Source organism: Shinella yambaruensis (assembly GCF_022899355.1).
In the GTDB taxonomy this organism is placed as follows: Bacteria; Pseudomonadota; Alphaproteobacteria; order Rhizobiales; family Rhizobiaceae; genus Shinella; species Shinella yambaruensis.
Window position 1 is genome coordinate 377,244 of the sequence record NZ_JALJCK010000003.1, and the last position, 13,524, is coordinate 390,767.

The window sequence follows — 13,524 nt, forward strand, 5'->3', positions numbered from 1 at the left end:
CGGTTGACCCCGTCATCCGCTTTGTCTATTTTTCGGCACCTGCACGAAAATCGGCAATCAGGGCGAACCAACGCGGGCTTCCGCGCGCCTTTGCCTGCGATCTTAAATGGTGCCCGGTCCATCGGCTTTCAAGCCCGGGGCCAGGCGCCGGAAACGGGATACTCATGACCTCGACCCCCGCATGGACCACTGAAAAGCCGACCGCCCTGCTCGTTCTCGCCGACGGCACCGTCATCGAAGGCAAGGGCATCGGCGCCACCGGCAAGGTGACCGCAGAAGTCTGCTTCAACACGGCGCTGACCGGCTACCAGGAAATCCTGACCGACCCGTCCTATCTCGGCCAGATCGTCACCTTCACCTTCCCGCATATCGGCAATATCGGCGCCAATGACGAGGACATCGAGGACCTGACGCCCGCCGCTCGCCACGGCGCCGTCGGCACGATCTTCAAGGCCGACATCACCGATCCTTCCAACTACCGCGCCGCCAGGCATCTCGACGGCTGGCTGAAGGCCCGCGGCATCATCGGCCTTTCCGGCATCGACACACGCGCGCTCACCGCGTGGATCCGCGAGAACGGCGCACCGAACGCGGTGATCGCCCACGACCCGAACGGCGTCTTCGACATCGAGACGCTGAAGGCGGAGGCGAAGGCCTGGAGCGGCCTCGTCGGCCTCGATCTCGCCAAGGTCGCCTCCTCCGGCCAGTCCTCGCGCTGGAGCGAGAAGCCCTGGGTGTGGAACGAAGGCTACGAGGACCTCGCCGAGGGCGACGTGAAGTACCACATCGTCGCGCTCGACTACGGCATCAAGCGCAACATCCTGCGCCTCTTCAGCGGCCTTGGCTGCAAGGTCACCGTCATGCCGGCAACCTCCAGCGCCGACGACGTGCTGGCGCTGAAGCCGGACGGCATCTTCCTCTCCAACGGCCCGGGCGATCCGGCGGCGACCGGCGAATATGCCGTGCCGGTCATCAGGACGCTGATCGACACGGGCATCCCGATCTTCGGCATCTGCCTCGGCCACCAGATGCTGGGCCTTGCCGTCGGCGCCACGACCGAGAAGATGCACCAGGGCCATCACGGCGCCAACCACCCGGTGAAGGACCACACGACCGGCAAGGTGGAGATCGTCTCGATGAACCACGGCTTCGCCGTCGCCTCCGCCTCCCTGCCCGACGGCGTGGAAGAGACCCACATCTCGCTGTTCGACGGCACGAATTGCGGCCTGCGCCTTGCCGGCAAGCCGGTCTTCTCCGTGCAGCACCATCCGGAGGCCTCGCCAGGTCCGCAGGACAGCCACTACCTCTTCCGCCGCTTCATCAACCTGGTGCGCGAGAAGAAGGGCGAAGAGGCCATCCCCGAACGGGCGTAAGCCGTCGCCGATACCTCGCCTTCGTCATGGTCGGGCTTGACCCCGACCATCCACGCCCCACCCGCGGCTTGGTTCCTCGGGTCGAGCCCGAGGATGATGGAGTGCTTGGAGCGATGTTTGCCGCCAAACTGAAGCCCCGGATATGGTCCGGGGCTTTTCTTTTTCCGAAAGAAGCCATTCCGTCGGGGAAGCATCCTGTGCGCAGTAGAGCAGCAGGTCGTCATAATCGTTTCAATCCACGCTCCCGGAAGCAAGCGACCAGGAGGCTCAGGCGAGCCGATCGCCGCCGCGCTGCTTCACCAGCCGGTAGAATCGCCAGTTGAGCAGCACGGACGCCGCAGCGAGGCCGGCGAGAAAGCCGAACCAGACGCCGATGCCGCCGAAGCCGGCCGGGAAGGCGAAGAACCAGGCGGCAAGGAAACCGATCGGCCAGTAGGAGATGACGGCCATGATCATCGGGATGCGCGTGTCCTTGAGGCCGCGCAGCAGGCCGGCGGCGATCGCCTGCAGGCCGTCGACGAGCTGGAAGATGCCGGCGATCACCACGAAGGGGCCGGCGATCGCCAGAACGGCAGCGGAATCCTTGCCGGCCTTGTCGAGGAAGATCGAGGCGAGCGTCGTCGGGACGAGGGCGAAGAGGATGCCGCCGGCGACCGCGATGATCGCGGCGATGATCAGCACCGCCCAGGCGGCGCGCACGACGCCGAGATGATCGCCGCGCCCATGCGCCACGCCGACGCGCACCGTGCCGGCCTGCGCCAGGCCGAGCGGGATCATGAAGGCGATGGAGGCAAGCTGCAGCGCGATGCCGTGGGCGGCCAGCTCCAGCGTGCCGATATTGCCCATCAACAGCGAGGCGCCGGTGAAGAGGCTGACTTCCGCCAGCATGGTCAGGCCGATCGGCAGGCCGAGATGGACGACCTCGCGGAAGGCCGGCCAGTCCGGCCGCCAGAAGCGCACGAAGAGCTCGTAGCGGCGCATTTCCGGGCGTGACTGGATATAGGCCGTCAGCAGCACGAAGCTCAGCAGGTTGACGCCGAGCGAGACGATGGCCGCCCCCTCGATGCCCATGGCCGGGAAGCCGAAACGGCCCAGCACCAGCGCATAGGCGAAGAAGGCGTTGACGGTCAGGATGACGATCGTGACGTAAAGCACGATGCCGGCCCGGCCATGCGCGCTGACGAGGCCGCGCAGCGTCATGAAGAGCAGCCCCGGCGCCATGCCCCATTGGGCGATCTTCAGGTAGCTGCCGGCCAGCGCCGCCACTTCCGGCTTCTGGCCGGCATAGAGCAGGATGCGTTCGGCATTGTAGAAGAGCGGCACCATCAGCATGGAATAGAGCAGCACCACCCACATGCCCATGCGCACCGCACGGCGCACGGAAACCGCATCGCCGCGGCCATAGGCCTGCGCCACCATGGGCATGACGGCATTGGCAAAACCCGAGCCGAGGATGAAGATCGTGAAGAAGAACTGGCTCGACAGAACGATCGCCGCCAGATGCGCGGCGCCGAGGCGGCCGAGGATGACCACGTCCGTCGTGTGAATGCCGAGCTGGGCGAGCTGCGCGCCGATCAACGGCACGCCGAGGGTGAAGGTCGCCCGGAAATGGGCGCCCCAGCGGTTGTCCTCGCGGTGCGGTGCCATGTGCATGATACTTCTCACTTTCGCATCGCTTCGGATCATAAGTTCCCGCCGCGATCAATCGAATAGATTTGATGCTTTCATCAAAAACGCCGGAATCCGGCTCCGTGCGGCGCTCGCGAGCGGAATTTTCGTCCGGATTTCCCGTTTTGAAAGCGCTTCAGGCCCTTTCCGCCGCCAGATTCCCGCTCGGACCCGCTCCGGCACCACGCAGCTTCACGACGAAGATCACGAGGCCGATGAAGAGCATCACGGCCGCGAGCGCGAAAGGCGCGCCGGCAAAGACGACCGGCGCGGCCGGCCCCGTGAAATGGCTGAACACCTGGGTGAAGATCAATGGACCGATGATCGTCGTGATGCTGGAAACGCTCGTCAGCGCCCCCTGCAATTCGCCCTGCGCGGAAGGCGGAACGCGGGCCGAGGCGATGGAGCGCAGCGGCGGATCGGCCAGGCTTTCGAGCGCCGTCAGCACGATCACCGCATAGATCATCCAGCCGTGGACGGAGGCGGCGTAACCGGCAAGGCCGAGCACGGCGAAGGCGAGGCCGACGACGGCCGTGCGGAACTCGCCGAGCCTCGGCACGACGCGCGGCAGCACGAAGGCCATGACGATCGCCCCGCCGACCCCGAAAACGCCGAGCGACAGGCCGATCTGCCCCTCGCTCCAGCCGTAGCGCAGCGCCGAGACGAAGGACCAGACGGAAGGATAGACGGCATGCGCCAGCCAGTAACAGAAGAAGACGAGGCCGACCCACAGGACGCCCGGATAGTTGCGCATCTGGAGGAGCGCGCCGAGCGGATTGGCGCGGGCAAGCTCGAAGCGGCGGCGGTGGGCCGTCTCCAGGCTTTCCGGCAGGAGGAAACAGGCCGCGACGAAATTGAGGAAGGCGAGCACCGCCGCCCCGTAGAACGGGATGCGCGGGCCGAACTCGCCGAGCAGCCCGCCGATGACGGGCCCCAGCGCGAAGCCGGTGCCGAAGGCGATGCCCATGAGCCCGAAATTCTTCGCCCGCGTCTCGTCCGTGGAGACATCGGCGATATAGGCGGCGGCCGTGCCGAAGCTGGCGCCGCTGATGCCCGCCAGCACCCGGCCGACGAACAGCATCCAGTAGCTGGTCGCCAGCGCGCAGATGAGGTTGTCGATGGCGAAGGTGAGGATGCAGGCGAGCAGCACCGGCCGCCGGCCGAAGCGATCGGAGAGATTGCCGATGAAGGGCGCGAAGAGGAACTGCATGCCGGCATAGACGAGCAGCAGCCAGCCGCCGTCGATCGCCGCCTGGCTGATATCGTCACCCGTCAGCTCGCGCAGATAGGTCGGCAGCACCGGCATGATGATGGCGATGCCGATCACGTCGAGGAACATGATCATGAAGACGAGAAGGAGCCCGCGCCGGGTGGACCTGGCATCGATCATGGCTTCACCCTTGGTAAGGATAGCGCCCGGCACGCGCGGGCGAAATGTCAGGCGAAGACTTCTATTTCACTTTTTGCCGTGAAACAATCCGTGAACATTGCAATTTTTTTGATGAATTAGTCGCGATCCGCTGATGAAAGGCCTCATTCCGGCCAGGGATGCGCCTTCACGAAATCGACGAAGGCCCGCAGCGGCGCGGGCATCAGGGTGCGGCTCGGATAGTAGAGGAAGGGGCCGGAAAAGGTCTGGATCCAGTCGGGCATGACGACCTGCAGCGCGCCGGAGGCAAGGGCCGGCGCCAGGAATTCCTCGAAGGTGCAGACGATGCCGAGGCCCGCCGCGGCGGCATGCTGCTCCACCTCGTTCGATTCGGAGATCAGGCAGGCCGGCGGCATCAGCGAAACCTTCTCCTCGCCCCGCTCGAAGGCCCAGGGCAGCACATGACCGCTGGCGAAACGGTGCAGGATGCAGCGGTGCCGCATCAGGTCGCGCGGATGTTCCGGTGCCCCGTGCGCCTCGATATAGGCGGGCGCGGCGGCCACGACGAAGCGCTGCCGGCGCGGGCCGATCGGCACGGCGATCATGTCCTGGTGCAGCGCCTCCTCATAGCGGATGCCGGCGTCGAAACCCTCCGCCAGCACATCCACCAGCGCATCGTTGGACGCGACCTCCAGCGTGATGCCGGGATAGGCCTTGAGGAAGGGCGTGGCGATCGGCGGCAGCACGAAGCGCGCGACGATGCCGGGCACGTTCAGCCGGAGGCGGCCGACCGGCCGGTCGCGCAGGCTGTTCACCCCGTCGATCGCCGCCTCGACCTCGGCCAGCGCCGGCGCCAGCCGCTCCAGGAGGCGCGCACCGGCATCCGTCAGCGTCACGCTGCGCGTCGTGCGGTTGAAGAGGCGAAGATCGAGCCGCCCCTCCAGCCGCCGCATCGCCTCCGACAGCGCCGAGGCGGAGACGCCGCGCAGCTTGGCGGCGGCGCGGAAGCTCTTCACCCGGGCGATGGTGACGAAGGCATCGAGATCGGCAAGGGGAATCTGGCTCATTGTTCGAAAAACCGCACGACTTGTTCGGGATGGATCGGATTATCGCACAACCGCGATGGCGGTAAAAGAGCATCGACCGAAAGGCAGCGAACAGGAGAAACCCCATGAAGACCATCACCCTCGGCAAGACCGGCCCCGTCGTTTCCACCATCGGGCTCGGCTGCATGGGCATGTCCGGCATGTATGGCCCCGCCGACCGGGCGGAAAGCATCGCCACCATCCATGCCGCGCTCGACGCCGGCATCACCCTTCTCGACACCGGCGATTTCTACGGCATGGGCCACAACGAGATGCTGATCGCCGAAGCGCTGAAGGAGCGCCGCCGCGAGGACGTGCAGCTCAGCGTGAAGTTCGGCGCGCTGCGCGGGCCGGACGGCGCCTGGAGCGGCTACGATTCCCGCCCCGCAGCGATCCGCAACTTCCTCGCCTACTCCCTACAAAGGCTCGGCACCGACCATATCGACATCTACCGTCCCTCCCGTCTCGACCCGGCTGTGCCGATCGAGGAGACGATCGGCGCGCTCGCCGACCTCGTGAAGGCCGGCTACATCCGCCATATCGGGCTTTCCGAAGTGGGCTCGGAAACGATCCGCCGGGCGGCGGCCATCCATCCGATCGTCGATCTGCAGATCGAATATTCGCTGATCTCGCGCGGCATCGAGGACGATATCCTGCCGACCTGCCGGGCACTCGGCATCGCGGTCACCGCCTATGGCGTGCTGTCGCGCGGCCTGATCAGCGGCCATTGGCAGAAGGGCGAAACGGCAGGCGGCGATTTCCGCACGCTGAGCCCGCGGTTCCAGGAGGGCAACATCGACCGGAACCTGGCGCTCGTCGAGGCCCTGCGCCGTGTCGCGGAGGAGAAGGGCGCCACCGTCGCCCAGCTCGCCATCGCCTGGGTCGCCGCGCAGGGCGCCGATATCGTGCCGCTTGTCGGCGCCCGGCGGCGCGATCGCCTGGCCGAGGCGCTGGCTGCGCAGCAGGTCGCGCTCTCCGAGGCCGATCTCGCCGCGATCGAAGCCGCCATGCCGAAGGATGCCGCCGCGGGCGAGCGCTACCCGGCCGCCATGCTGGCGCATATGGACAGCGAAAAGCGGGCCTGAGGCCATGGGACGGGCTGCGGCCGCGGCCGGCAGCCCGTTCCCGCTCCAATCCTGCCCGCTTCGGCGCGACGGGCGGGAGCCGTCAGCGAATTGTCAGCTTCCTCGTGAGAGAAATGCGCGCGATGGGGGCCGCTTGTCATTCGCCGGTAACGGCGCGGGGCGAGATATGTCCTCCGCATGTCAGCGTTCGAGGACCGGCAATGTCATTCCGCTCAGTTCAGGGCCGCTCAGCTCAGCGCCGCTTTCCCGCCGCAAGGCCCGCCTTCGGCAGCCTGACGGTCAGCCTTGCGACCGGCCTCTATCTCTTCCTTGTCACCAGCCGCGATTTCTGGATGGAGAGCTGGGCCCTGCTCGGCGCCCGCCCCGGCACGCTCGTGCTGGTGACGGGCGGCTTCCTTTGCCTCTTCATCGTCACCTGCGTCGCCGTCTCCTGGAAACGGGTGATGAAGCCGCTCTTCGCGGCGCTCCTTCTTCTCGCGGCGGCGGCGGCCTGGTTCATGGACGAGGACGGCGTCTTCCGGCCGCACGCCTCCGTCCAGCCGCTCTCCCTTGCCGTCCACATGCTGGTCTTCGGCGGCCTGCCGGCTGCCCTTCTCCTCTGGGTGAAGGTGGTGCACCGGCCGTTCTTCTGGCAGCTGCGCGGCAACCTCGCGATCGCCGTGCCGATGCTCGCGGTCGCGCTCGCCATCGCCCTGACGCACGCGACCAAATATGCCCTGATCGTCGAGGAAGACCTGAAGCTCGCCGACGGCGGCAATGCCGCCGGCGCTTCGATCATACGTCGCCCTTGAACGTGTCGCAGGCATCGACCCGGCCGGTGTCGAAGCCGCGCTTGAACCAGCGGCGACGCTGCTCGGACGTGCCGTGGTTGAAGCTTTCCGGCACGACATAGCCCTGCATGCGCTTCTGCAGCGTGTCGTCGCCGATCTGGGTGGCGGCGTTCAGCGCCTCCTCCAGGTCACCGCGCTCCAGAAGGCCCTTCTGCTCGGTGTACTTGCCCCAAATGCCGGCATAGCAATCGGCCTGAAGCTCGACGCGGATCGACATCTGGTTGGCCTCCACCTCGCTCATGCGCTGGCGCTGCTGGTTGAAGCGCGGCAGGACGCCGGTGAGGTTCTGCACATGGTGGCCGACCTCGTGGGCGACGACATAGGCCTGGGCGAAGTCGCCGGACGCGTCGAACTTGCCTGCCAGCTCGTCGAAGAAGCTCATGTCGAGATAGACCTTGCGGTCGCCCGGGCAGTAGAACGGGCCGGAGGCCGCCGATGCGAAGCCGCAGGCCGACTGCACGGAGCCCGAGAAGAGCACCATCTTCGGCTCCTCGTAGCGCTCGCCGGCCGACTGGAAGATGCCGTTCCAGGTATCCTCCGTCTCGGCAAGAACGGTCGCCATGAAGGCCTTGGTCTCCTCCTCCTGCGGGGAGGTGCGGCGGCTTGCGCTTTCGGTCTGCTCGAAGCCCGGCATGCTGACCTGCCCGCCGCCCTCGCCCATCACCTGCAGGAGGTCGATGCCCATCGCCTTGAAGACGAAATAGATGACGACGAGGAAGATGATGGTGCCGATGCTCATGCCGCCGCCGGCGCGGCGTCCCGTGCCCATCGGGATGCGGAAGCCGCCATTGCCGCGGCCGAACGGGTTGCTGCCTCCCGCCGAGCGACCGGCTCCGCGCTGGTCCTCGATATTGCTCGACTGGCGACGACCTTTCCATTCCATGGCGCATTTCCCCGAATTGATTGCCGACGAACGCTCACCGCATGAATTCGTTCCTCAGCAACGACTTATAGGGCCTGCCGCGCCGCCATGCAAAACGAAAAGCGGAGCCTCAGCGCCGCCGGAAAACCGCCTCGAAACGCTCCGTCCAGCCGGCCTGGCGCGCCGCAAGGGCCCCGGCCGCAACGAAAAGCGCGCTGACGACGGCCGCCGCAAGCACGCTCGCAAAGCCCGAGGCGCCGTCGAAGATCATCGCGCCCATCACCCGGTTCGGCACCAGCGTGAAAAGCCCGGCGACGACGATGCCGCCGAAATACATGCCGGCGACATGGGCGCGGTGCGCGCGGATATCGCGGCGGCGCACGGCGCGGATCGCAAGGGCGCTTCCGGCGATGACATAGACGGAGAGCAGGTGGATCGGGCTGAAATCGCCGACCGTCTTCAGGTCGTGGATGAAGAAGGTCGAAAAACTCGTCAGCACCATCAGGAGCAGCCAGACCTTGCCAAGGCGGCGATGGGCAGGCGTGCCCTTGGGGCGGGCGAGCAGCACGGCCCCCAGCACCGCCGCCGGCAGGACGGTGGCGACATGGAACTTTACGGCAAAAGGGGCGGCGAGAAGCGGCTCGAGGGTCATGGCAGGCTCCGGGACGGTTGAATTCGCCATCGTCTTCCGCCATTGATCGGGCCGCCTCAAACGCTTTGGCCCGAACGGACGGAAAACTTCGTGGAACGCCCCCTCCTGCAATCCGCGCTTCGTGAACTGCAGGTCTTCCTCAGCGCCCCGCGCTTCTGGGCGACCTTCGGCGCGGTCGTGCTGATCTTCTGGGTGACCGGTCCCTATGGCACGGCGGAACGGCTGGCGAGCGTGCCGCGGCTCGGCTTCTGGCTCGTGCTGCACGCCGTCGCCTGGGCCATCGCCGTTCTCGCCATCGTCACCGTCAACACGCTTTTCCGGCAGAGGATGCCGGGCCTCCTCGCCCGCATGGCGCTCGGCACGCTGGTGGCCGGCGTGCCGGTGGGGCTGGCCACGAAGGCGATCAGCCTGATGACCTTCGGCGGCACGCCCACCCCGGCAGGGATCGCCGAAAGCATCGCCACGGGGCTCCTCCTCTCGGCGCTGTTCTGCGCGCTCACCTTCATGACGATGGGCAGCAAGCAGGCCGAGGCGCTGTCCACCGCGCCATCGCCGGCCGCGGCTCCGGAAGACCGGGCGGAAATCCCCCTGCTGCGCCGCCTCAGGCCGGAGAACCGCGGCCCCATCCTGCACATGACGGTCGCCGACCACTATACACAGGTGACGACGAGCCGCGGCCGCGAGCTGATCCTGCTGCGCTTTTCCGATGCGCTGGCCGAATGCGGCGACACGCCGGGCCTCAGGGTGCACCGCTCGCATTTCGTGGCCGACGCCCATGTCGACAGGCTGCTGCGCACGGAGGGCCGGCTGGCGATCCTCCTGAAGGACGGGCAGGAAGTGCCGGTCAGCCGCAGCCGCGTCGAGGCGGTGCGGGCCCGCTGGGGGTAAATTTTCGCGTGTCTGTCGGATCGCCGTCCCGTCCTGCGTCTCTAGATATCAGGCCATCAAACCATCGGGAGAAGATCCATGCGAAAGATCATTGTCGGCGCCTTCGTCAGCCTCGACGGCGTCATGCAGGCGCCGGGCGGACCGGAGGAGGACCCGGTCGGCGGCTTCAGGTTCGGCGGCTGGGTCGCCCCGTTCTTCGACGAGACGGCCGGTGCGACGATCGATGAACTTTTCGCAAAACCCTTCGACCTGCTGCTCGGCCGCAAGACCTACGACATCTTTGCCGCTCACTGGCCCTATGCCGGCGCCGATGACCCGATTGGACCGCTCTTCGATCGCATCAACAAATATGTCGCGACCCGAAACCCGGCCTTCAGGACCACCTGGCAGAACAGCCATGTGCTCGGCCCGGACGCGCTTGCCGCCGTCAAGGCGCTGAAGAGCGAGGACGGGCCGGACCTCCTGACACAGGGATCGACCGACTTTCTCAAGGCGCTGTTCGAGAATGATCTCGTCGACGAGATCAACGTCTTCACCTTCCCGGTCATTCTCGGCAAGGGCAAGCGGCTGTTCGGCGACGCATCCTTCCCGCGGGCCTTGACGCTGGTGAATTCGCGCGCCAGCGAGAACGGCATCGTCATCAGCAAATATGCCCGCGCCGGCGAGGTGACGACGGGCTCCTTCGAGTTCGACACGCCGACGGATGCCGAGCTGGAGCGTCGCCGCAACCTGACGTGAAGACGGAACGGCCTTGACCGGCCGCGCCGTTGCGGCTCCTATCTCTCCGAGGGAAACGGGAGGACGGGATGAAAGCGGGGCGGCTGGAGGCGATCGGCGAATTCTTCGTACGCACGGTGGAAAAGCCGGAGCCCGGCCCGGACGATCTTCTGGTCCGGATCGAGGCGGCCGGCATCTGCGGCACGGATCGCCACCTCTTCCACGGCGAGTTTCCCTGCCGGCCGCCGGTGACGCTCGGCCATGAATTCTCCGGCATCGTCGAGGCCGTCGGCAAGGCCGTCATCGATGTCCGCCCCGGCATGCGCATCACCGGCGATCCGAACATCCATTGCGGCCGCTGCGCGCAATGCCGGCGCGGCCGCGTCAATCTGTGCGAGAACCTGCAGGCGATCGGCATCCACCGCGACGGCGGCTTTGCCGACTATGTGCTGGTGCCGCAGAAGCAGGCCTATCAACTGCCGCTCTCGCTGCCGCCGGAGCACGGCGCGTTCTGCGAACCGCTCGCCTGCTGCCTGCACGGCACCGACATGGCCGGCATCAAACCCGGCAGCACCGTCGTGGTGCTGGGCGGCGGGGTGATCGGCATGCTGGTCGTGCAGCTCGCCCGCCTTGCCGGCGCGACCACCGTCATCCTCGTCACCCGCCAGGCCGTGCGCCGGAAACTCGCCGAGGAGATCGGCGCCACCCATTCCTTCGATCCGGGCAATGGCACCACCATCGAGGGCATAGCCGGCAAGGCTGGCCTGCTGCCCGGCGGCGCCGATGTCGTCATCGAATGCGCGGGCGTTGCCGAGACCGTGACCGAGGCGCCGAAGCTTGCCCGCAACGGCGGCACGGTCGTCATCCTGGGCGTGCTGCCGCAGGGCCAGACGGTGGAATTCGAGCCCTTCGACCTGCTCTTCCGCGAGGTGAAAATCCTCACCTCCTTCCTCAACCCCTTCACCCATGGCCGCGCCGCGGCGCTGATCGCCTCCGGCACGATCAAGGTCGATCGCCTTATCTCCCGCCGCATCGGCCTCGACGACCTGCCGGACGCCGTCGCCAACCCGCCGCGGCCGGGCGAGGTGAAGGTCCTGGTCATGCCGGGCCTGAAGACCTAGCCCAGCCCCTCCTGCGCCACCGCCTCGGCCAGCCAAGCCGAAAAGGCGGCCATGGCGGGGGTAAGGCTACGCGATTGCAGGCGGGTCAGCCAGTAGCTTCCGAGCGCAAGGCTCGTCTCGAACGGCTGGACGACGGCACCGGCCGCCAGAAGGCGCGAGAACATCAGCGGCGGGGCAAGGCCGACGCCGGCGCCCTGCAGCACGGCCTCCATCATGGCGAGCGAGGTGTCGAAGACGATAGCATTCTGCGGCGGCTGCGTGCGCGGCAGGCCGGCGGCCTCGAACCAGCGGGTCCACTCGTCGCGGCGGTAGGACCGCAGCAGCGTCAGGCCGAGCAGGTCCGCCGGCTCCCTGAGATCGTGCGCGACAGCGGGGATGGCAAGCACGGAGAGCGGCGCATCGAAAAGGCGCACCGCATCCGTGCCGTGCCAGGCGCCGGCGCCGAAGCGGATGGCGAAATCGAGCCCCTCGGCGGCAAGGTCGACGCGGTTGTTGTTGGTGGACAGCCGCACCTCCACGAAGGGATGGCGCTCGCGGAACGCGGCAAGCCGCGGCAGCAGCCAGCCGACGGCAAAGGTGCCGACGGCGCCGACCGCCAGGATTTCCCGCACATGGCCGCCGCGAAAGCGCTCCACCGCATCGGCCATGCGGTCGAAACTGTCGCGCAGCACCGGCAGCAGGCTCTCCCCCTCCGCCGTGATCATCAGCCCGCGCGGCAGGCGCTTGAAGAGCACGACGTTCAGCTGCTCCTCCAGGCTCTTGACCTGGTGGCTGACGGCGGCCTGCGTGACATTCAGCTCGATCGCCGCCCGCGTGAAGCTGAGATGGCGGGCGGAGGCCTCGAAAGCGCGGAAGGCGTTCAGCGGCAGATATGGCCGAACCATGGCAAAGCCCCAATTTTCCTAATGGCTGAGACCAGTATTGATCTTTTGCCAGCGCATCAAAGCACTGCTATCCAGAATGCACAAGCCATTCAAATTTCGAGGAAAACGTGATGGACATGCGTCTTTTCGCGGCCGGCATCCTGCTGGCCGCAGGCTTCAACGCGCCGGCCGAAGCCCGCATTATTTGTACGATCGTCGCCGATGCGGCGAGTGACGAGGTCATCCTGGAAAAGGGAGACTGCGAGAGCCGCGTGACGCCCGCCTCCACCTTCAAGGTACCGCTCGCCGTGATGGGCTACGATTCCGGCTTCCTGGAAGACGCGGACGAACCGGTCCTGCCCTTCATGAAGGGCGATCCGGACTGGGGCGGCGATGCCTGGCGCCAGCCGGCGACGCCGAAGCGCTGGATGGAGTTTTCCATCGTCTGGTATTCGCAGCGCATCACCACGTTCCTCGGCTACGAGCAGCTGCGCGACTATGCCGATGCCTTCGGCTACGGCAACGCCGACATGGCGGGCGACCCGGGCAAGGACAACGGGCTGGAGCGCGCCTGGATCGCCTCCTCGCTGAAGATTTCGCCGCGCGAGCAGGTGGCCTTCCTGAAGAAGCTGGTGAACCACGAACTGCCGGTCTCCGCCGATGCGATGGACCGGGCGATGGAAATCCTCGAGCGGCGCGACCTTGCCGACGGCTGGCGCGCGCAGGGCAAGACCGGCATGGCCTATCCCCGCAAGGCCGACGGCAATTTCGACTATGCCCGGCCGTGGGGCTGGTATGTCGGCTGGGCCCGCCGCGACGACCGCACCGTCGTCTTCGCCCGCCTCAACCAGGACGAGAAGAAGCAGGAGCCGCGCACGAGCCTGCGCGCACGGGACGGCATCCTGAAGGAGCTGCCGGGGCTTCTGGCGACGGAGTGAATGGGCAGGCGCAGCAGCGCACGGCCCCTCACCTGCCTGCCGGCATCCTCTCCCCGCAAGCGGGGAGAAGAGC

The 13,524-nt window shown here is 66.9% G+C and carries 13 protein-coding genes; 7 read left to right on the forward strand and 6 right to left on the reverse strand.

The window, feature by feature from the left end:
* The first annotated feature begins 164 nt into the window (after positions 1-164).
* Positions 165-1,373, forward strand: a complete 1,209-nt coding sequence (gene carA / locus MUU56_RS08970) for a glutamine-hydrolyzing carbamoyl-phosphate synthase small subunit (protein ID WP_244766962.1) — start codon at positions 165-167, stop codon at positions 1,371-1,373.
* A gap of 267 nt (positions 1,374-1,640) precedes the next feature.
* On the opposite strand, the gene MUU56_RS08975 is transcribed toward carA, so the two are convergent.
* The 3 genes from MUU56_RS08975 to MUU56_RS08985 all read right to left on the reverse strand — a co-directional run bounded on the left by MUU56_RS08975 (position 1,641) and on the right by MUU56_RS08985 (position 5,477).
* Entirely contained in the window at positions 1,641-3,026 is a 1,386-nt protein-coding gene (locus tag MUU56_RS08975) for an MATE family efflux transporter (RefSeq protein WP_244766963.1), read from the reverse strand.
* A 151-nt stretch (positions 3,027-3,177) separates the two neighbouring features.
* Entirely contained in the window at positions 3,178-4,431 is a 1,254-nt protein-coding gene (locus tag MUU56_RS08980; protein ID WP_244766964.1) for a TCR/Tet family MFS transporter, read from the reverse strand.
* Between the two features lie 143 nt (positions 4,432-4,574).
* Positions 4,575-5,477: a LysR family transcriptional regulator gene (locus MUU56_RS08985; protein ID WP_244766965.1), complete on the reverse strand. Its 903-nt coding sequence runs from the start codon at positions 5,475-5,477 to the stop codon at positions 4,575-4,577.
* 104 nt (positions 5,478-5,581) lie between these two features.
* On the opposite strand from MUU56_RS08985, the gene MUU56_RS08990 reads away from it, so the two are divergent.
* Both MUU56_RS08990 and MUU56_RS08995 read left to right on the forward strand, forming a co-directional pair.
* Positions 5,582-6,580 (forward strand): aldo/keto reductase, encoded by a 999-nt coding sequence (locus MUU56_RS08990; protein WP_244766966.1) that lies wholly within the window; start codon positions 5,582-5,584, stop codon positions 6,578-6,580.
* A gap of 200 nt (positions 6,581-6,780) precedes the next feature.
* Positions 6,781-7,371: a phosphoethanolamine transferase domain-containing protein gene (locus MUU56_RS08995; protein WP_244766967.1), complete on the forward strand. Its 591-nt coding sequence runs from the start codon at positions 6,781-6,783 to the stop codon at positions 7,369-7,371.
* On the opposite strand, the gene ypfJ is transcribed toward MUU56_RS08995, so the two are convergent.
* Positions 7,355-8,293 carry a KPN_02809 family neutral zinc metallopeptidase gene (gene ypfJ / locus MUU56_RS09000; RefSeq protein ID WP_244766968.1) on the reverse strand — a complete coding sequence of 313 codons (939 nt, stop codon included), beginning with the start codon at positions 8,291-8,293 and terminating at the stop codon, positions 7,355-7,357. The genes MUU56_RS08995 and ypfJ overlap by 17 nt on opposite strands.
* 109 nt (positions 8,294-8,402) lie before the next feature.
* Positions 8,403-8,924, reverse strand: coding sequence for a DUF2306 domain-containing protein (locus tag MUU56_RS09005; RefSeq protein ID WP_244766969.1), 522 nt, complete (start codon positions 8,922-8,924; stop codon positions 8,403-8,405).
* A 90-nt stretch (positions 8,925-9,014) separates the two neighbouring features.
* Here MUU56_RS09005 and MUU56_RS09010 point away from each other — a divergent pair, with 90 nt between their 5' ends.
* From MUU56_RS09010 to MUU56_RS09020, 3 genes are all read left to right on the forward strand, one after another.
* Positions 9,015-9,812 (forward strand): LytTR family DNA-binding domain-containing protein, encoded by a 798-nt coding sequence (locus tag MUU56_RS09010; protein WP_244766970.1) that lies wholly within the window; start codon positions 9,015-9,017, stop codon positions 9,810-9,812.
* A 78-nt stretch (positions 9,813-9,890) separates the two neighbouring features.
* Positions 9,891-10,550: a dihydrofolate reductase family protein gene (locus MUU56_RS09015; protein ID WP_244766971.1), complete on the forward strand. Its 660-nt coding sequence runs from the start codon at positions 9,891-9,893 to the stop codon at positions 10,548-10,550.
* A 68-nt stretch (positions 10,551-10,618) separates the two neighbouring features.
* A complete protein-coding gene (locus MUU56_RS09020; protein ID WP_244766972.1) occupies positions 10,619-11,650 on the forward strand; it encodes a zinc-dependent alcohol dehydrogenase family protein in 1,032 nt (343 codons plus the stop codon).
* On the opposite strand, the gene MUU56_RS09025 is transcribed toward MUU56_RS09020, so the two are convergent.
* Positions 11,647-12,534 carry a LysR family transcriptional regulator gene (locus MUU56_RS09025; protein WP_244766973.1) on the reverse strand — a complete coding sequence of 296 codons (888 nt, stop codon included), beginning with the start codon at positions 12,532-12,534 and terminating at the stop codon, positions 11,647-11,649. The two genes, MUU56_RS09020 and MUU56_RS09025, sit on opposite strands and share 4 nt — an antisense overlap.
* 110 nt (positions 12,535-12,644) lie before the next feature.
* On the opposite strand from MUU56_RS09025, the gene blaOXA reads away from it, so the two are divergent.
* Complete coding sequence (gene blaOXA / locus MUU56_RS09030; RefSeq protein ID WP_317633300.1) at positions 12,645-13,451, forward strand: class D beta-lactamase; 807 nt, start codon at positions 12,645-12,647, stop codon at positions 13,449-13,451.
* The last annotated feature ends 73 nt before the right edge of the window (positions 13,452-13,524 follow it).